This is a genomic window from Pseudomonas marincola (assembly GCF_900682675.2).
GTDB classification, from domain to species: Bacteria; Pseudomonadota; Gammaproteobacteria; order Pseudomonadales; family Pseudomonadaceae; genus Aquipseudomonas; species Aquipseudomonas marincola.
This window is the reverse complement of record NZ_LR215729.2, coordinates 742,501-762,316: the sequence shown is the minus strand read 5'-3', so window position 1 is coordinate 762,316 and position 19,816 is coordinate 742,501. Positions and strand designations below refer to the sequence as shown.

12 protein-coding genes, 4 tRNA genes and 2 rRNA genes are annotated in these 19,816 nt (G+C 53.9%); all 18 read right to left on the bottom strand.

Annotated features, from left to right (window positions below; genetic code table 11):
• Window positions 1–88: 88 nt before the first annotated feature.
• On the bottom strand, window positions 89–4,288 hold the full coding sequence (gene rpoC / locus PMYSY11_RS03350) for a DNA-directed RNA polymerase subunit beta' (RefSeq protein ID WP_069901951.1): 4,200 nt from the start codon (window positions 4,286–4,288) through the stop codon (window positions 89–91).
• A gap of 64 nt (window positions 4,289–4,352) precedes the next feature.
• Window positions 4,353–8,426, bottom strand: coding sequence for a DNA-directed RNA polymerase subunit beta (gene rpoB, locus PMYSY11_RS03345; RefSeq protein ID WP_069901950.1), 4,074 nt, complete (start codon window positions 8,424–8,426; stop codon window positions 4,353–4,355).
• Between the two features lie 224 nt (window positions 8,427–8,650).
• On the bottom strand, window positions 8,651–9,016 hold the full coding sequence (gene rplL / locus PMYSY11_RS03340) for a 50S ribosomal protein L7/L12 (RefSeq protein ID WP_069901949.1): 366 nt from the start codon (window positions 9,014–9,016) through the stop codon (window positions 8,651–8,653).
• Window positions 9,017–9,094: 78 nt separating this feature from the next.
• Complete coding sequence (rplJ, locus tag PMYSY11_RS03335; RefSeq protein WP_069901948.1) at window positions 9,095–9,595, bottom strand: 50S ribosomal protein L10; 501 nt, start codon at window positions 9,593–9,595, stop codon at window positions 9,095–9,097.
• 198 nt (window positions 9,596–9,793) lie between these two features.
• Window positions 9,794–10,489 carry a 50S ribosomal protein L1 gene (gene rplA, locus PMYSY11_RS03330; protein ID WP_069901947.1) on the bottom strand — a complete coding sequence of 232 codons (696 nt, stop codon included), beginning with the start codon at window positions 10,487–10,489 and terminating at the stop codon, window positions 9,794–9,796.
• Window positions 10,489–10,920 carry a 50S ribosomal protein L11 gene (gene rplK / locus PMYSY11_RS03325; protein ID WP_069901946.1) on the bottom strand — a complete coding sequence of 144 codons (432 nt, stop codon included), beginning with the start codon at window positions 10,918–10,920 and terminating at the stop codon, window positions 10,489–10,491. The genes rplA and rplK overlap by 1 nt, the downstream gene beginning before the upstream one ends.
• A gap of 117 nt (window positions 10,921–11,037) precedes the next feature.
• Complete coding sequence (gene nusG, locus PMYSY11_RS03320) at window positions 11,038–11,571, bottom strand: transcription termination/antitermination protein NusG (protein WP_069901945.1); 534 nt, start codon at window positions 11,569–11,571, stop codon at window positions 11,038–11,040.
• A 9-nt stretch (window positions 11,572–11,580) separates the two neighbouring features.
• Window positions 11,581–11,949, bottom strand: a complete 369-nt coding sequence (gene secE, locus PMYSY11_RS03315; RefSeq protein ID WP_069901944.1) for a preprotein translocase subunit SecE — start codon at window positions 11,947–11,949, stop codon at window positions 11,581–11,583.
• 42 nt (window positions 11,950–11,991) lie between these two features.
• Window positions 11,992–12,067, bottom strand: a tRNA-Trp gene (locus tag PMYSY11_RS03310).
• Window positions 12,068–12,120: 53 nt separating this feature from the next.
• A complete protein-coding gene (tuf, locus tag PMYSY11_RS03305) occupies window positions 12,121–13,314 on the bottom strand; it encodes an elongation factor Tu (RefSeq protein ID WP_069901943.1) in 1,194 nt (397 codons plus the stop codon).
• A gap of 85 nt (window positions 13,315–13,399) precedes the next feature.
• A tRNA-Thr gene (locus PMYSY11_RS03300) sits at window positions 13,400–13,475 on the bottom strand.
• 27 nt (window positions 13,476–13,502) lie between these two features.
• A tRNA-Gly gene (locus tag PMYSY11_RS03295) sits at window positions 13,503–13,576 on the bottom strand.
• A 24-nt stretch (window positions 13,577–13,600) separates the two neighbouring features.
• Window positions 13,601–13,685, bottom strand: a tRNA-Tyr gene (locus PMYSY11_RS03290).
• Window positions 13,686–13,829: 144 nt separating this feature from the next.
• Complete coding sequence (locus tag PMYSY11_RS03285) at window positions 13,830–14,504, bottom strand: SPOR domain-containing protein (protein WP_150548317.1); 675 nt, start codon at window positions 14,502–14,504, stop codon at window positions 13,830–13,832.
• Between the two features lie 8 nt (window positions 14,505–14,512).
• The gene (locus PMYSY11_RS03280; RefSeq protein WP_150548316.1) at window positions 14,513–15,262 is read right to left on the bottom strand and encodes a pantothenate kinase; all 750 of its coding nucleotides are present in this window, start codon (window positions 15,260–15,262) and stop codon (window positions 14,513–14,515) included.
• Window positions 15,252–16,208, bottom strand: coding sequence for a bifunctional biotin--[acetyl-CoA-carboxylase] ligase/biotin operon repressor BirA (birA, locus tag PMYSY11_RS03275; RefSeq protein ID WP_150548315.1), 957 nt, complete (start codon window positions 16,206–16,208; stop codon window positions 15,252–15,254). The genes PMYSY11_RS03280 and birA overlap by 11 nt, the downstream gene beginning before the upstream one ends.
• Window positions 16,209–16,593: 385 nt before the next feature.
• Window positions 16,594–16,709, bottom strand: a 5S ribosomal RNA gene (gene rrf, locus PMYSY11_RS03270).
• A 123-nt stretch (window positions 16,710–16,832) separates the two neighbouring features.
• Window positions 16,833–19,724 (bottom strand): 23S ribosomal RNA (locus tag PMYSY11_RS03265).
• Between the last annotated feature and the right edge of the window lie 92 nt (window positions 19,725–19,816).

Genomic DNA, 19,816 nt, shown 5'->3' with positions numbered 1-19,816 from the left:
TGCCAAATTTAGGGGTGCATGAGTCTAAAGAGACTCAGCCTCCCAGTCAAGATGCAACCCTACCGCTCAGCGCGGCAGGGTTACGCTCTTAATTTCCGCTGAAGTTCAACGCTTCGGTCAGTGCAGCTTCCACTTCACTGGCGCTAACGCGAACTGGCTTGTCTGCATCACGCTTGCGCTTGCGCTCGCTGTGATAAGCCAAACCGGTACCGGCCGGGATCAAACGACCCACAACCACGTTCTCTTTCAAGCCGCGCAGGTAGTCACGCTTACCAGTCACTGCCGCTTCCGTAAGAACGCGGGTAGTTTCCTGGAACGAGGCTGCCGAGATGAACGACTCAGTCGACAACGACGCTTTGGTGATACCCAGCAACACGCGGCTGTACTTGGCGATGAACTTGTCTTCTGCAGCCAGACGCTCGTTCTCACCCAGTACCGCGGTCAACTCCATCTGGTCACCCTTGATGAAGGTTGAGTCGCCGGACTCTGCCACTTCAACTTTACGCAGCATCTGACGCAGGATGGTCTCGATGTGCTTATCGTTGATTTTCACGCCTTGCAGACGGTAAACGTCTTGAATCTCGTTAACGATGTACTTGGCCAGCGCGCTTACACCCAGCAGACGCAGGATGTCGTGCGGATCGCTCGGGCCGTCCGAGATAACTTCACCCTTGTTAACCTGTTCACCTTCGAACACGTTCAGGTGGCGCCACTTCGGAATCAGCTCTTCGTACGGATCGCTACCGTCGGTTGGTGTAATCACCAGACGACGCTTGCCTTTGGTCTCTTTACCGAAGGAGATCGTGCCGCTGATTTCAGCCAGGATCGATGCTTCTTTCGGACGACGCGCTTCGAACAAGTCAGCTACGCGTGGCAGACCACCGGTGATGTCACGGGTCTTCGACGTTTCTTGCGGGATACGCGCGATAACGTCACCGATGGCGATTTGCGCACCATCCTGTACACCGACCAATGCGTTCGACGGCAGGAAGTACTGAGCCGGTACGTCGGTACCTGGCAGCAGCAAGTCTTTACCATCGTCGCCAACCATCTTGATGGCCGGACGAATGTCTTTACCAGCAGCCGGACGATCTTTCGGATCAAGCACTTCGATGTTGGTCAAACCAGTCAATTCGTCAGTCTGACGCTTGATGGTGATCCCTTCTTCCATGCCTACGAACGTCACGGTACCTTTCATTTCGGTAACGATTGGGTGAGTGTGCGGATCCCACTTGGCGACGATGGCGCCCGGATCAACTTTGTCACCTTCCTTAACCGAGATCACAGCACCGTAAGGCAGCTTGTAACGCTCACGCTCACGACCGAACTCGTCAGCCAGGGCCAGTTCACCAGAACGCGATACCGCGATCAGGCAGCCGTCCACACGCTCAACGTGCTTGAGGTTGTGCAGGCGGATTTGGCCGCCGTTCTTAACCTGAATGCTGTCAGCAGCCGAAGTACGGCTTGCCGCACCACCGATGTGGAACGTACGCATGGTCAGCTGTGTACCCGGCTCACCGATCGACTGTGCAGCGATAACGCCGACAGCTTCACCGATGTTCACCTGGTGACCACGGGCCAGATCGCGGCCGTAGCACTTGGCACAGATGCCATAACGAGTTTCACAGCTGATTGGCGAGCGCACGATAACTTCGTCGATGCTGTTCAGCTCGATGAACTCAACCCACTGCTCGTCTACCAGCGTACCGGCAGGAACGATTACGTCTTCAGTGCCAGGCTTGAATACGTCTTTGGCGATTACTCGGCCCAATACGCGCTCACCCAGCGGCTCTACTACGTCACCGCCTTCAATGTGCGGTGTCATCAGCAGGCCATGTTCAGTGCCGCAATCAACTTCAGTTACCACCAGATCCTGAGCAACGTCTACCAGACGGCGCGTCAGATAACCGGAGTTAGCTGTTTTAAGTGCGGTATCCGCCAGACCCTTACGAGCACCGTGAGTCGAGATGAAGTACTGAAGTACGCTCAAACCTTCACGGAAGTTCGCAGTAATCGGCGTTTCGATGATCGAGCCGTCCGGCTTGGCCATCAGACCACGCATACCGGCAAGCTGACGAATCTGGGCTGCGGAACCCCGCGCACCCGAGTCGGCCATCATGTACATCGAGTTGAAGGACTCTTGGTCAACTTCCTCGCCGTGACGGTCAACAACCTTCTCTTTCGAGAGGTTGGCCATCATCGCCTTGGACACTTCGTCGTTGGCCTTGGACCACAAGTCGATAACCTTGTTGTACTTCTCGCCCTGAGTTACCAGGCCCGATGCGTACTGGCTTTCGATCTCTTTAACTTCTTCGGTTGCACTGTCGATGATGCGTGCTTTTTCATCCGGGATGACGAAGTCGTTAACACCGATCGACACACCCGAGATGGTCGAATAGGCGAAACCGGTGTACATCAACTGGTCAGCGAAGATAACGGTGTCTTTCAAGCCGACAGTGCGGTAGCACTGGTTGATCAGCTTGGAGATAGCCTTCTTCTTCATCGACTGGTTGACCACGTCATAGGACAGGCCAGCAGGCACGATCTGGTACAACAGCGCGCGGCCGACAGTGGTGTCGACGATGCGGGTGTTCTTGGTCACGCTGCCATCTTTTTCGTTGATGGTTTCGTGAATACGCACTTTTACGCGAGCGTGCAGAGAGGCTTCACCGGCGCGGAAAACGCGGTCAACTTCCTGCAAGTCAGCGAATACACGACCTTCGCCTTTGGCGTTGATCGCTTCACGCGTCATGTAATACAGACCCAATACAACGTCCTGCGACGGCACGATGATTGGCTCACCGTTGGCTGGCGACAGAATGTTGTTGGTCGACATCATCAATGCACGGGCTTCGAGCTGGGCTTCCAGCGTCAGCGGTACGTGCACAGCCATCTGGTCACCGTCGAAGTCGGCGTTGTACGCCGCACAAACCAACGGGTGCAGCTGGATAGCCTTACCTTCAATCAGAACCGGTTCAAACGCCTGGATACCCAGACGGTGAAGGGTCGGTGCACGGTTGAGAAGCACTGGGTGTTCGCGAATTACTTCAGCGAGAACGTCCCAAACTTCTGGCAGCTCACGCTCAACCATCTTCTTGGCAGCTTTGATGGTGGTAGCGAGACCACGCATTTCCAGCTTGCCGAAAATGAACGGCTTGAACAGCTCAAGTGCCATCTTCTTAGGCAGACCGCACTGGTGCAGACGCAGGGTCGGGCCTACGGTAATTACCGAACGACCGGAGTAGTCCACGCGCTTACCGAGCAGGTTCTGACGGAAACGACCTTGCTTACCCTTGATCATGTCAGCCAGGGATTTCAATGGACGCTTGTTCGAACCAGTGATGGCGCGACCGCGACGGCCGTTGTCCAGCAGGGCGTCAACCGACTCTTGCAGCATGCGCTTTTCGTTACGCACGATGATGTCTGGCGCCGACAGATCGAGCAGGCGCTTAAGACGGTTGTTACGGTTGATCACACGGCGGTACAGGTCGTTGAGGTCGGACGTTGCGAAACGGCCACCATCAAGCGGTACCAACGGACGCAGATCTGGCGGCAGAACCGGCAGAACGGTCAGGATCATCCACTCAGGCAAGTTGCCCGAGCCGAGGAACGCTTCCATCAGCTTCAGACGCTTGGACAGCTTCTTGATCTTGGTTTCCGAATTGGTTTGCGGAATCTCTTCACGCAGACGGCCAATTTCGTGCTCCAGATCGATAGCGTGCAAAAGCTCGCGAACAGCTTCGGCACCCATACGGGCGTCGAAGTCGTCACCGAACTCTTCCAGTGCTTCGAAGTACTGCTCATCGTTCAGCAGCTGACCTTTTTCAAGCGTGGTCATGCCCGGATCGATAACAACATAGCTCTCGAAATAGAGAACACGTTCGATATCACGCAGGGTCATGTCCATCAGCAAACCGATACGGCTCGGCAGCGACTTCAGGAACCAGATGTGGGCAACCGGCGAAGCCAGTTCGATGTGCGCCATACGCTCACGACGAACTTTGGCCAGTGCAACTTCAACGCCGCACTTCTCACAGATAACACCACGGTGCTTGAGGCGCTTGTACTTACCGCACAGGCACTCATAGTCTTTTACCGGGCCAAAGATTTTGGCGCAGAACAGACCGTCACGCTCTGGTTTGAACGTACGGTAGTTGATGGTTTCCGGCTTTTTAACTTCACCGAACGACCACGAGCGGATCATCTCAGGCGATGCCAATCCAATACGGATGGCGTCGAACTCTTCGACTTGACCCTGGTTTTTCAGCAAATTCAGTAGGTCTTTCAAGGCCTTTCCTCCTGGCGGAGCTGGCGATGGAGCAAAGTGCTCCACCGCCGATTCGCGTCACGTGTTATTCGGTTTCCAGATCGATATCGATACCGAGCGAACGGATCTCTTTGATCAGTACGTTGAAGGACTCAGGCATGCCTGGCTCCATACGGTGATCACCGTCCACGATGTTTTTGTACATCTTGGTACGGCCGTTCACATCGTCCGACTTCACAGTGAGCATTTCCTGCAGCGTGTAAGCAGCACCATACGACTCGAGTGCCCACACCTCCATCTCACCGAAGCGCTGGCCACCGAATTGCGCCTTACCACCCAGCGGCTGCTGAGTAACCAGGCTGTAAGAACCGGTAGAACGCGCGTGCATCTTGTCGTCAACCAAGTGGTTCAGCTTGAGCATGTACATGTAGCCAACGGTAGTTGGACGCTCGAACTGATTACCGGTACGGCCATCGATCAGTCGCATCTGGCCGCTTTCTGGCAGGTCTGCCAGTTTCAGCATGGCCTTGATTTCAACTTCTTTAGCACCGTCGAACACCGGAGTAGCCATTGGCACGCCGCCGCGCAAGTTCTTCGCCAGGTTGAGGATTTCCGTGTCGCTAAGATCATCCAGACTTTCCTGACGGCCGCCGATCTCGTTGTAGATCTGCTGCATGAATTGACGCAGTTCAGCGACTTTGCGCTGCTCTTCGAGCATCAGGTTGATCTTCTCGCCCAAACCTTTAGCCGCGAGGCCCAGGTGAGTTTCGAGGATCTGACCCACGTTCATACGCGAAGGTACACCCAGCGGGTTCAACACGATGTCTACCGGCGTACCGTGAATATCGTGAGGCATGTCTTCAACCGGCATGATCACCGAGACAACACCCTTGTTACCGTGACGACCGGCCATCTTGTCACCCGGCTGGATGCGACGGCGGATTGCCAGGTAAACCTTAACGATCTTCAGAACGCCCGGAGCCAGGTCATCGCCCTGCTGCAGCTTGCGCTTCTTGTCTTCGAACTTGTCGTCGAGCAACTGACGGCGATCAGAGATGTAGGCCTGAGCCTTTTCCAACTGCTCGTTCAGTGCATCGTCAGCCATGCGCAGCTTGAACCACTGGCCACGCTCAAGACCGTCGAGGAATTCGTCAGTGATTTCGGCGCCTTTCTTCAGGCCAGCACCGCCTTCAACAACTTTACCCACGAGAGCAGAACGCAGACGTTCGAAGGTTGCGCCTTCAACGATGCGGAACTCTTCGTTAAGGTCCTTACGGATCTCGTCCAGTTGCATCTTCTCGATAGCCAGGGCACGCGAATCGCGCTCTACACCATCACGGGTGAAGACCTGTACGTCGATGACTGTACCTTTGGTGCCAGTCGGCACACGCAGGGAAGTATCTTTAACGTCAGATGCCTTCTCACCGAAGATCGCACGCAACAGCTTCTCTTCCGGCGTCAGCTGGGTCTCACCTTTCGGCGTTACCTTACCAACCAGAATGTCGCCCGGGCCAACTTCAGCGCCGACATACACGATGCCTGCTTCGTCCAGCTTGTTCAGTGCAGCTTCACCCACGTTCGGGATGTCCGAGGAGATTTCCTCAGGCCCAAGCTTGGTGTCACGGGCCACACAGGTCAGTTCCTGGATGTGGATCGTGGTGAAGCGGTCTTCTTGTACTACACGCTCGGAAAGGAGGATGGAGTCTTCGAAGTTGTAACCGTTCCACGGCATGAACGCGACGCGCATGTTCTGGCCCAAAGCCAGTTCACCCATGTCGGTCGACGGGCCGTCAGCGAGAATGTCGCTGCGTGCTACCTGATCACCTTTGCTCACCAGCGGACGCTGGTTGATGCAGGTGTTCTGGTTAGAACGGGTGTATTTGGTCAGGTTGTAAATGTCGACACCGGCTTCGCCAGTTTCAACTTCGTCATCGTTAACACGAACAACGATACGGCTGGCGTCGACCGAGTCGATCACACCGCCACGACGTGCAACAACGCAAACACCGGAGTCGCGCGCTACGTTGCGCTCCATACCAGTACCTACCAGCGGCTTGTCCGAACGCAGGGTCGGAACAGCCTGACGCTGCATGTTCGAACCCATCAGGGCCCGGTTAGCATCGTCGTGCTCGAGGAACGGGATGAGGGAGGCTGCAACCGAAACTACCTGCTTCGGCGAAACGTCCATCAGGGTCACGTCTTCAGGCGCTTTTACGGTGAATTCGTTGAGGTGACGTACCGCCACCAACTCATCAACCAGCTGACCTTTGTCGTTCATCGTTGCCGATGCCTGAGCGATCACGTGGTCTGCTTCTTCGATCGCAGACAGGAACACGATCTCATCAGTAACCAATGTGTCTTTAACCACACGGTACGGGCTCTCAAGGAAGCCGTACTGGTTGGTACGCGCATAGGCCGCCAGGGAGTTGATCAGACCAATGTTCGGACCTTCCGGCGTTTCAATCGGGCATACACGACCGTAGTGAGTCGGGTGTACGTCACGGACTTCGAAGCCTGCACGCTCACGTGTCAGACCGCCCGGGCCAAGAGCCGAAACGCGGCGCTTGTGGGTGATCTCGGACAGCGGGTTGTTCTGGTCCATGAACTGCGATAGCTGGCTGGAACCGAAGAACTCTTTGACCGCAGCAGCCACTGGCTTGGCGTTGATCAGGTCCTGCGGCATCAAGCCTTCGCTTTCAGCCATCGAAAGACGTTCTTTAACCGCACGCTCAACACGTACCAGACCTACACGGAACTGGTTCTCGGCCATTTCGCCGACACAACGCACGCGACGGTTACCCAGGTGGTCGATGTCATCGACGATGCCTTTGCCGTTGCGGATATCCACGAGGGTCTTCAGAACCTCGACGATGTCTTCTTTGTTGAGTACGCCAGAACCTTCGATCTCGGTGCGACCGATACGACGGTTGAACTTCATCCGGCCAACAGCCGACAGATCATAACGCTCTGGGCTGAAGAACAGGTTGTTGAACAGAGTCTCGGCAGCATCCTTGGTTGGCGGCTCGCCTGGACGCATCATGCGATAGATTTCAACCAGCGCTTCGAGCTGATTGGTGGTCGAGTCGATCTTCAGGGTATCGGAGATGAACGGACCGCAATCGATATCGTTGGTGTACAGGGTTTCAATGCGCACAACCTGCGCCTTGACGACCTTGGCCAGGTCTTCAACGCTCAGCTCAGTGTTGCATTCAACCAGGATCTCGCCAGTTGCCGGGTGCACGATTGCCTTGGCAGAAGTACGGCCAAGCAGGTAATCGATAGGCACGTTGAGCTCGGTGATACCGGCTTTGTTCAACTGGTTGATGTGGCGCGCAGTAATACGGCGGCCTTGCTCGACAATGACTTTGCCCTTGTCGTCAGCAATATCCAGTACAGCAATTTCACCGCGCAGACGCTCTGGCACCAGTTCCAGACGCAGGCTTTCGCCGGTGACGTGGAAAACGTTGGTGGTATAGAAAGCGTCCAGCACTTCTTCAGTGGTGTAACCCAGTGCACGCAGCAGCACGGAAGCCGGCAATTTGCGGCGACGGTCGATACGTACGAACACGGCGTCTTTCGGGTCGAATTCGAAGTCGAGCCACGAGCCACGGTAAGGAATTACGCGAGCTGAATACAGCAGTTTGCCAGAGCTGTGCGTCTTGCCACGGTCGTGATCGAAGAACACGCCCGGCGAACGGTGCAACTGGGAGACGATGACGCGCTCGGTACCGTTGATTACGAAGGTACCGTTCTCAGTCATCAGGGGGATTTCCCCCATGTAAACTTCTTGCTCTTTAATGTCCTTGATCGCTTTGTTCGACGATTCTTTGTCGAAAATGATCAGACGGACTTTTACCCGCAGCGGTACGGCAAAGGTTACGCCACGAAGTACGCACTCTTTGACGTCAAAGGCCGGTTCGCCCAGGCGATAACCGACATATTCCAGAGCAGCATTGCCGGAATAGCTGATAATCGGGAAAACGGATTTGAAGGCTGCATGCAAGCCAATATCGCGAAACTGATCTTTGGTCGCTCCCGCCTGCAGGAATTCGCGATACGAATCCAGCTGGATGGCCAGGAGATAAGGCACATCCATGACATCCGGCAACTTGCTAAAGTCCTTGCGGATACGTTTTTTCTCAGTATATGAGTAAGCCATCAGCGTTCCCCAGCTTGGTCACCTGCTTATTTGGCCTCTCCGACGGGAGCAGCCAGAAACTCTTGCAAACCCATCATGGTTTGCTCCACCACCTATTCAGGCGTGGGTTTCCGGACTAGGCCAACTGACGAACAGTTGAACTAGAACGGAAAAAGGCCGGTGGCAAAAGCCACCAGCCATCAGCCTTACGCGAGTCGCTCGGGCTGTAGACGCAAGGTCTTCGCTTACTTAAGCTCGACTTTGGCGCCAGCTTCTTCCAGAACCTTCTTAGCGGCTTCAGCTTCTTCTTTCGAAGCGCCTTCTTTAACAACGCCAGGAGCGCCGTCAACCACTGCCTTGGCTTCTTTCAGGCCCAGACCAGTCAGTTCGCGAACTGCTTTAATTACGTTTACTTTCTTCTCGCCAGCTTCAACCAGAACGATGTTGAATTCGGTCTGCTCTTCAACTGCAGCGGCAGCAGCAACAGCTGGGCCAGCAGCAGCAGCGGCGGAAACGCCAAACTTCTCTTCCATTGCCTTGATCAGTTCTACAACCTGCATCACGGACATTTCAGATACGGCGTTGATGATGTCTTCGTTAGTCAGAGCCATGACTCTAATTTCCTGTATTGGGGGACAGCCTACGCGGCCATCAAATTAAACAATTTTGATTGAAAGAGACTCGCTGCCTTAGGCGGCGGTAGCTTCTTTCTGGTCGCGAACAGCGGCCAAGGTACGAACGAACTTGCTGGTAGCGCCTTGAATAACGCTCATCAGCTGCGAAACCGCCTCGTCGTAAGTTGGCAGAGTTGCCAATACGTCGATTTGGTTGGCTGCGATCAGTTGACCTTCGAATGCGGCTGCTTTGATTTCGAACTTGTCCTGACCTTTTGCGAACTCTTTGAAGATGCGAGCAGCAGCGCCCGGATGTTCATTCGAGAAAGCAATCAAGGTCGGGCCTTTGAACGCGTCGTTGAGCACTTCATACGGAGTGCCTTCAACAGCGCGGCGCAGCAATGTGTTACGTACAACTTTTACGTACACACCAGAAGCGCGGGCCTCTTTACGGAGTCCGGTCATAGCACCTACAGTCACGCCACGGGCATCAGCCACAACAGCGGAAAGGGCAGCTTTGGCAGCCTCGTTGACTTCAGCGACGATGGCCTTCTTGTCTTCGAGTTTAATTGCCACGGGTAAAACTCCTGCTTGTTACCGTTTCATCTGGCCTAAGCCGGATGTCGTTTTGGTGTCTGATTCGGTAAGAATCGGGAGCACCATCTGCGTAGGCTTCCATGTTTAAGGCTTGCGCCACCTACGGTCTTGGATAGCCCCCGCAAAGCAGGGACCCCAATTTTGTAGCGGGCACGTATTACGCACCCGCTTAAGTCATTACGCGTCGAGCGAACCCTGATCAATGATCAGGCCTGGACCCATGGTAGTGCTCAGGGTCACACGCTTAACGTAAACGCCTTTAGAAGTCGAAGGCTTCAGACGCTTAAGATCAGCGATCAGCGCTTCAACGTTCTGCTTCAATTTCTCGGCGTCAAAGCCAACCTTGCCGACGGAACCGTGAATGATACCGTTTTTGTCGGTACGGAAGCGAATCTGACCGGCTTTGGCATTCTTGACGGCAGTAGCAACGTCAGGAGTAACAGTACCAACCTTCGGGTTAGGCATCAGGCCACGCGGACCGAGCACTTGACCCAATTGACCGACAACGCGCATTGCATCAGGCGATGCGATAACGACGTCATAGTTCAGGTCGCCGCCTTTCATTTCAGCAGCCAGATCGTCCATGCCTACGCGGTCAGCGCCGGCAGCCAGAGCAGCTTCAGCAGCCGGGCCCTGAGTGAACACTGCAACGCGAACAGTTTTGCCCGAGCCATTCGGCAGCACAGTAGCGCCACGAACAACTTGGTCAGACTTACGTGGGTCAACGCCCAGGTTAACTGCTACGTCTACAGATTCAGAGAACTTAACAGCCGAGATTTCGGCAAGCAGAGCAGCTGCTTCAACGAAGTTATAAGCCTTACCAGCTTCAACTTTCTCAGCGATTGCCTTTTGACGCTTAGTCAACTTAGCCATTACACACCCTCCACGTTCAGGCCCATGCTGCGAGCGGAGCCAGCGATAGTACGCACGGCGGCGTCCATATCGGAAGCAGTAAGATCAGCCTGTTTAGTCTTGACGATCTCTTCCAGCTGAGCGCGGGTTACAGTGCCAACTTTAACGGTGTTTGGACGAGCGGAACCGCTAGTCAAACCAGCCGCTTTCTTCAGCAACACTGCTGCCGGGGTGCTTTTGGTTTCAAAAGTGAAGCTACGGTCGCTGTATACAGTGATGATCACTGGAGTCGGCAGACCTGGCTCTTGGCCTTGGGTCTTGGCGTTGAACGCCTTGCAGAATTCCATGATGTTAACACCGTGCTGACCCAGTGCCGGACCAACAGGTGGCGACGGGTTAGCTTGTCCAGCTTTTACCTGCAGCTTGATATAAGCCGTAATTTTCTTAGCCATGAGCTACTCCAATATTGGGTTCTGACGCCTTGCGGCTCCCCAGTTACTTACGCGTTTATCCCAGTGACGACAAAACCCCGCAGTCGATAACTGCGGGGTATGGGATGCTTGTGTCAGTTATGCCTTCTCGACCTGACTAAACTCCAGCTCGACCGGGGTAGCGCGACCAAAAATAGTCACTGCCACCTGGATGCGGCTTTTCTCGTAATTGACTTCTTCGACAACACCGCTGAAATCCGCGAACGGACCATCGATAACACGGACCATTTCGCCCGGCTCGAACAGTGTTTTCGGTTTTGGCTTATCGCCGTTATCTGCCACACGACGCAAGATAGCTTCAGCTTCTTTGTCGGTGATCGGAGCCGGCTTATCAGCCGTACCACCGATGAAACCCATGACGCGAGGCGTATCCTTGACCAAGTGCCAAGTGCCTTCGTTCATGTCCATCTGAACCAGAACATAGCCAGGGAAGAACTTACGTTCGCTTTTGCGCTTCTGGCCATTACGCATCTCTACCACTTCTTCGGTAGGAACCAGAATCTCGCCAAAGCCGTCTTCCATACCGGCGAATTTTACACGCTCAATCAAAGAGCGCATCACATGCTTCTCGTAACCCGAGTAAGCATGCACAACGTACCAACGCTTAGCCACGGGACACCCTTAGCCGACAATCAATGAAACAAGCCAGCCAAGCAGGGAATCTAAACCCCACAACAACAGCGCCATAACCAGAACTACCGCTACAACAATCAATGTTGTTTGGGTGGTTTCGGCGCGAGTTGGCCAGACTACTTTACGAATTTCAACGCGTGCTTCTTTAGTCAGAACCGCAAAGGCTTGACCCTTCGAAGTTTGCAGCGCAACAACACCGGCGATGACCGCAATCACCAACAGGCCTATTACGCGATACAGAATCGGCTCAGCAGCGAAGTACTGATTACCAACCACGCCAACGACTACAAGAGCCGCAACTACCAGCCACTTGAGCAGGTCAAAGCGGGTTTCTTTGGCTTCAGCCTTTGCATTCATTTACGAGGATCCTGTGAAAGACGCGCCAAATTCATTTGAAAATGGCAGGTCAGGAGGGAATCGAACCCCCAACCTACGGTTTTGGAGACCGTCGCTCTGCCAATTGAGCTACTGACCTAAAACTTGATTAGGCCGACCATTATGTCGGCCTAACAGGGACAAATCAACTACTTACTCGATGATTTTGGCAACTACGCCAGCACCAACGGTACGACCACCTTCGCGGATTGCGAAGCGCAGACCATCTTCCATTGCAATGGATTTGATCAGGGTAACAACCATTTTCACGTTGTCGCCTGGCATGACCATTTCAACGCCTTCCGGCAGTTCGCAGTTACCAGTTACGTCCGTAGTACGGAAGTAGAACTGCGGACGGTAGCCCTTGAAGAAAGGAGTGTGACGACCACCCTCTTCTTTCGACAGAACGTACACTTCGCCTTCGAACTTGGTGTGCGGCTTAACGCTGCCTGGCTTGCACAGGATCTGGCCACGCTCTACGTCGTCACGCTTGGTGCCGCGCAGCAGGATACCGCAGTTCTCGCCAGCACGACCTTCGTCGAGCAGTTTGCGGAACATTTCAACACCAGTACAGATAGTCTTGGTGGTTTCACGCAGACCAACAATCTCTACTTCGTCCTGAACGCGAACGATACCGCGCTCAACACGACCAGTCACAACAGTACCGCGACCCGAGATCGAGAATACGTCTTCTACTGGCATCAGGAATGGCTTGTCGATAACGCGAACAGGCTCAGGAATGTAAGTATCCAGAGTCTCAACGAGCTTACGAACGGCAGTGGTGCCCAACTCGTTGTCGTCTTGGCCGTTCAGAGCCATCAGAGCCGAACCGATGATGATCGGAGTGTCGTCGCCCGGGAAGTCGTAAGTGGACAGCAGGTCACGAACTTCCATCTCAACCAGTTCCAGCAGCTCAGCATCGTCTACCATGTCAGCCTTGTTCAGGAAGACAACGATGTACGGAACGCCAACCTGACGGGACAGCAGGATGTGCTCACGAGTTTGCGGCATCGGACCATCAGCGGCCGAGCAAACCAGGATAGCGCCGTCCATCTGAGCAGCACCAGTGATCATGTTCTTCACATAGTCAGCGTGGCCTGGGCAGTCAACGTGCGCGTAGTGACGAATAGTCGAATCGTACTCAACGTGCGAAGTATTGATAGTAATACCGCGGGCTTTTTCTTCCGGAGCGCTGTCAATCTGAGCGAAGTCACGGACAGCACCACCGAATGCCTCAGCACAAACCTTGGTCAGTGCAGCAGTCAGCGTTGTTTTACCGTGGTCAACGTGACCAATAGTGCCAACGTTTACGTGCGGCTTGCTACGTTCAAATTTCTCTTTAGCCATTTTGACTATCTCCCGACGAATAGTTACGCGAGTATTACCACCATTAAAACAAAGGCAGATACTTGCATATCTGCCTTTATTAGAATGGAGCTCATGAGCGGATTTGAACCGCTGACCTCACCCTTACCAAGGGTGTGCTCTACCAACTGAGCTACATGAGCGATATTTCCATCGCGACGCAGCAAACATGGAGCGGGTAGCGGGAATCGAACCCGCATATTCAGCTTGGAAGGCTGACGTTCTACCACTGAACTATACCCGCGGAGCTTGCTGCTCTCGCTAAATCTGGTGGAGGGAGAAGGATTCGAACCTTCGAAGTCGATGACGTCAGATTTACAGTCTGATCCCTTTGGCCGCTCGGGAATCCCTCCAAATTGTGAGGCGGCATTTTCTAGATCTGCCACCCTACTGTCAAGCTTTTTCTCATTTAAATCCTGAGGTTAGCTGCTTGCCAGCATCTTCTAAGCGCTGCCTGTTAAGGCGACCACTGCGAAGCGGGCGCCATCATATGCAATCTATCGCTGCGATGCAACACCTTTACACGGCATTATTTGATGCTCTAAGCCATTGAAGTCAAAAGCTAATTTCTGCAGAAGCTGATCATCCAGCAAACGCCGCCCTTCTGGAGCAATTCGCACCCAGTAACTGCGGCTAGCGCGCGGCATTTCTTTAAGCTGGGGTTGGTAGCCCGCATCACTTAAACGCTGCATTACGCTTTGCGCCGAATCCCTGCGCGGATAGATGCCAAGCGATATACCGTTGTTCAGCTCGCCTTCACTGATCAGAAAACTATCAATTTTACGCCCCTGCAACTCGCGCAATAGCCGCAACGAGGCATCCCTGTTACCCAAAGGCGGCAGATACACCCAGTAATCTTGACCCGCCTGCCCTTCTACTGCCTGGGTAGCTGAACGAATATCCAGACTCAACAAGCGCTGCTCGACCTGAGCGGCATCAGCCTCCTGATCAAACTTGCCCAGGAACAAGCAGGCCTCTTCAGGCTCTTGGGCTGCGGGAGGCGCTTCACGGCGCAGTTGCGTTTCTGATTCGCTGAGTAAGCGAATAGCACGGTCACTCTGCTGCGCCACCGCTAACGGCAACACTTCCTTCGCCCGCAACGGCACTTGCTGCTGATGCCAGACGTAGTAAAAAGCATTGAGCACTAACAACAACAAAAACAACCAACGCATGAGCGACCTCAATTAAGCGGGCAAGCGGCAGCCAGGCCGATAAATACCAAATCCGGCACTATCCGCGCCTGTGGCAGCATCTCTTCAACCAACGCAGCATCGCCCCCAGTAATAAATACTGCGAAGTCCGCCCCCAAGTACTCGCCAGCCATACCCAACTGCGCCTGCACGAAGCCGCGAAGCATAATAGAGCAACCACGCTCCACCGCCTCCGCAGTCGATTTACCTGGAGCAAAACTATGCCGGGCTTCCTCAGCCGTAGGCTGGTCATAGCGGATACGCCGCGTATGGGTACACAGCTGATTGCGCATCAGCGGCATTCCGGGGCAAATATACCCGCCCAGATGCTCACCTTCGCGCGTCACCAAGTCAGAGGTCACAGCGGTACCAAGGTCGAGCACCAGACAACTCTGCCCACCTGACAACGAATAAGCGCCTACTAGCGCGAGCCAGCGATCAAGGCCCAGCCGCTGGTAATCCTCATAACCGTTACGCACGCCTGCCAGCGAATGTACAGATTGGGCCCGCGAACACTGCACATTGAAGCGCTCTGCCAGACTGGCCACGAGCTGATCAGTCTCCACATCGCTGCGCACACTGACCAGCCGGCAAGCTTGAACATCTTGCCCGGTATCGCCGACAGCCTGCAGCAGTTCGGCATCAGAGCCGACCACACCGACATGTTCAGCTTTCAGGCCACCTTTATTAACCAGCCGCCACTTGATAAAGCTGTTACCGCAGTCAAGCTCAAGAATCATCACGCAACCTCAGGCTGAGCTCGCCGCCACTAAATTGTTGTTCAACACCATCAACCTCCAATCGCAAAGCACCAGAGGCATTCACGCCCAGCACCCGCCCATCGACATGGCGATCACCCGCGCTCAGCCGTACAGACCTGCCCTGCCATGCATGATTGTCCTGCCACTCATCAAGCAGACTAGAAAAACCCTGCTGCAGATATCGCTCGAGATAGTGCGCGAGGTTATCACCCAGCTTCAGAGCCAAAGCATTGCGATCGACCAGGCAGCCCAACTGCGCACTGACCGAGGTCCAGGCCTGATCAATGCCCTCGGCCTCAGCAGGCATATTGACGTTAACACCAATACCAATCACCACATCGCAGGCATCAGCCGGATCACCCGCAATCTCAACAAGAATTCCGGCTATCTTCGCACCTTCGACCAGTACATCGTTGGGCCACTTTAATGCAGTTTGTTGGACGCCCACCTGCTGCAAAGCCTTGGCAAGGGCCAACCCTACAACCAGGCTCAAACCTTCAAGCTGGCGCAGGCCGCCCTCGATACGTATAGCCAGGCTGTAATACAGGTTCTGCCCAAACGGGCTAACCCATTGCCGGCCTCTGCGACCACGGCCTGCTGTTTGCTGCTCCGCGGTGACCACCATAGGAGCAGACTGGCCTGCCTGTAAACGACGAAGTACTTCGGCGTTGGTGGAGTCGACAACTTCAACCACGGAAATTGGCCAATGCTGACAGCCTGCCGCAAGGCTGGCTTCATCGAGCAGCACCAAAGGCATCTCAAGCCGATATCCGCGACCGCGGACCTTGTGAAAGCGCAGCCCTCGCTCAGCCTCCAGACTTTGCAGCTGCTTCCAGACCGCAGCGCGACTCACACCCAGTTCCGCCCCAAGGGCCTCACCAGAGTGAAACTGTCCGTCCTGTAATAGCCTCAACAGCTGCAACATAGAATTCTCACCGAGCAATAAGGTGCGCATGATAACGATGCACCCTGTACTTGCCTACCAAACAGGCACAGCTTTATTACCCGCGCGACCACTCTTTATAGACCGGCAACACCGCAATCAATAAATAAACGCCCATTCAGCCCGCGAGTTAGAGCGATTGCGACACTGATATCGCTTCGATGGCTGAATCTTCATAGATGCAGCGCGCACCAGACGGCAACGCCGTGGACTGCGCTGTTTAGCACCGCGAAGCGGGGCTAAACAGCCTGCGATAGCGGTGGTGCCGCTTTGCTGCCTGCTGCCCGCCGCTTCCGAGCACCCGACATTTTTAGCGCACAAAGTAAAACCCCAGACCGTTTACACGATCTGGGGTTTTGGTATAGGCGCTTGACGATGACCTACTCTCACATGGGGAAACCCCACACTACCATCGGCGATGAATCGTTTCACTTCTGAGTTCGGGATGGGATCAGGTGGTTCCAATTCTCTATGGTCGTCAAGCAATTTGTTGAAGCCTCGTCTGAGACGCTGCTTCGAATCGGGTATGTGATGTTTTGTAGTTTCGCAAACTTTCGGTGTTTCTACTTCCAGAGACACACAAACATCAAATTGTTTGGGTGTTATATGGTCAAGCCTCACGGGCAATTAGTATGGGTTAGCTCAACGCCTCACAGCGCTTACACACCCCACCTATCAACGTCGTAGTCTTCGACGGCCCTTTAGGGAACTCAAGGTTCCAGTGAGATCTCATCTTAAGGCAAGTTTCCCGCTTAGATGCTTTCAGCGGTTATCTTTTCCGAACATAGCTACCCGGCAATGCCACTGGCGTGACAACCGGAACACCAGAGGTTCGTCCACTCCGGTCCTCTCGTACTAGGAGCAGCCCCTCTCAAATCTCAAACGTCCACGGCAGATAGGGACCGAACTGTCTCACGACGTTCTAAACCCAGCTCGCGTACCACTTTAAATGGCGAACAGCCATACCCTTGGGACCGGCTTCAGCCCCAGGATGTGATGAGCCGACATCGAGGTGCCAAACACCGCCGTCGATATGAACTCTTGGGCGGTATCAGCCTGTTATCCCCGGAGTACCTTTTATCCGTTGAGCGATGGCCCTTCCATACAGAACCACCGGATCACTAAGACCTACTTTCGTACCTGCTCGACGTGTCTGTCTCGCAGTCAAGCGCGCTTTTGCCTTTATACTCTACGACCGATTTCCGACCGGTCTGAGCGCACCTTCGTACTCCTCCGTTACTCTTTAGGAGGAGACCGCCCCAGTCAAACTACCCACCATACACTGTCCTCGATCCGGATGACGGACCAGAGTTAGAACCTCAAGGTTACCAGGGTGGTATTTCAAGGATGGCTCCACGCAAACTGGCGTCCACGCTTCAAAGCCTCCCACCTATCCTACACAAGTAAACTCAAAGTCCAGTGCAAAGCTATAGTAAAGGTTCACGGGGTCTTTCCGTCTAGCCGCGGATACACTGCATCTTCACAGCGATTTCAATTTCACTGAGTCTCGGGTGGAGACAGCGCCGCCATCGTTACGCCATTCGTGCAGGTCGGAACTTACCCGACAAGGAATTTCGCTACCTTAGGACCGTTATAGTTACGGCCGCCGTTTACCGGGGCTTCGATCAAGAGCTTCGCGTTAGCTAACCCCATCAATTAACCTTCCGGCACCGGGCAGGCGTCACACCCTATACGTCCACTTTCGTGTTTGCAGAGTGCTGTGTTTTTTAATAAACAGTCGCAGCGGCCTGGTATCTTCGACCGGCATGTGCTTACGGGTAAACCCTTCACACTCACCGGCGCACCTTCTCCCGAAGTTACGGTGCCATTTTGCCTAGTTCCTTCACCCGAGTTCTCTCAAGCGCCTTGGTATTCTCTACCTAACCACCTGTGTCGGTTTGGGGTACGGTTCCTAATTACCTGAAGCTTAGAAGCTTTTCCTGGAAGCATGGCATCAACCACTTCGTCGTCTAAAAGACAACTCGTCATCAGTTCTCGGCCTTAAGATCCCGGATTTACCTAAGATCTCAGCCTACTACCTTAAACACGGACAACCAACGCCGTGCTGGCCTAGCCTTCTCCGTCCCTCCATCGCAGTAATTAGAAGTACGGGAATATTAACCCGTTTCCCATCGATTACGCATTTCTGCCTCACCTTAGGGGCCGACTCACCCTGCGTCGATTAACGTTGCGCAGGAAACCTTGGTCTTTCGGCGTGCGAGTTTTTCACTCGCATTGTCGTTACTCATGTCAGCATTCGCACTTCTGATACCTCCAGCAAGCTTCTCAACTCACCTTCACAGGCTTACAGAACGCTCCTCTACCGCTCATCCAAAGGATGAACCCGTAGCTTCGGTGTATGGTTTGAGCCCCGTTACATCTTCCGCGCAGGCCGACTCGACTAGTGAGCTATTACGCTTTCTTTAAAGGGTGGCTGCTTCTAAGCCAACCTCCTAGCTGTCTAAGCCTTCCCACATCGTTTCCCACTTAACCATAACTTTGGGACCTTAGCTGACGGTCTGGGTTGTTTCCCTTTTCACGACGGACGTTAGCACCCGCCGTGTGTCTCCCGTGCTGACACTTGCTGGTATTCGGAGTTTGCATCGGTTTGGTAAGTCGGGATGACCCCCTAGCCGAAACAGTGCTCTACCCCCAGCAGTGATACACGAGGCGCTACCTAAATAGCTTTCGAGGAGAACCAGCTATCTCCGAGCTTGATTAGCCTTTCACTCCGATCCACAGGTCATCCGCTAACTTTTCAACGGTAGTCGGTTCGGTCCTCCAGTCAGTGTTACCTAACCTTCAACCTGCCCATGGATAGATCGCCCGGTTTCGGGTCTATTCCCAGCGACTAAACGCCCTATTAAGACTCGCTTTCGCTACGCCTCCCCTATTCGGTTAAGCTTGCCACTGAAAATAAGTCGCTGACCCATTATACAAAAGGTACGCAGTCACAGAACAAAGTCTGCTCCCACTGCTTGTACGCATACGGTTTCAGGATCTATTTCACTCCCCTCTCCGGGGTTCTTTTCGCCTTTCCCTCACGGTACTAGTTCACTATCGGTCAGTCAGTAGTATTTAGCCTTGGAGGATGGTCCCCCCATATTCAGACAAAGTTTCTCGTGCTCCGTCCTACTCGATTTCACTTCTAAGATCCTTTCGCGTACAGGGCTATCACCCACTATGGCCGCACTTTCCAGAGCGTTCCGCTAAAATCAAAGAAGCTTAAGGGCTAGTCCCCGTTCGCTCGCCACTACTAAGGGAATCTCGGTTGATTTCTATTCCTCAGGGTACTTAGATGTTTCAGTTCCCCTGGTTCGCCTCTTACACCTATGTATTCAGTGCAAGATACCTAACTTATGTTAGGTGGGTTCCCCCATTCAGATATCTCCGGATCAAAGGTTATTTGCCACCTCCCCGAAGCTTTTCGCAGGCTATCACGTCTTTCATCGCCTCTGACTGCCAAGGCATCCACCGTATGCGCTTCTTCACTTGACCATATAACCCCAAGCAATCTGGTTATTGTCTCTAACGTGAAGTAGACATTCGCCGAAAATTTGCAATTGAGAACTACAAATTTTACCTTGACC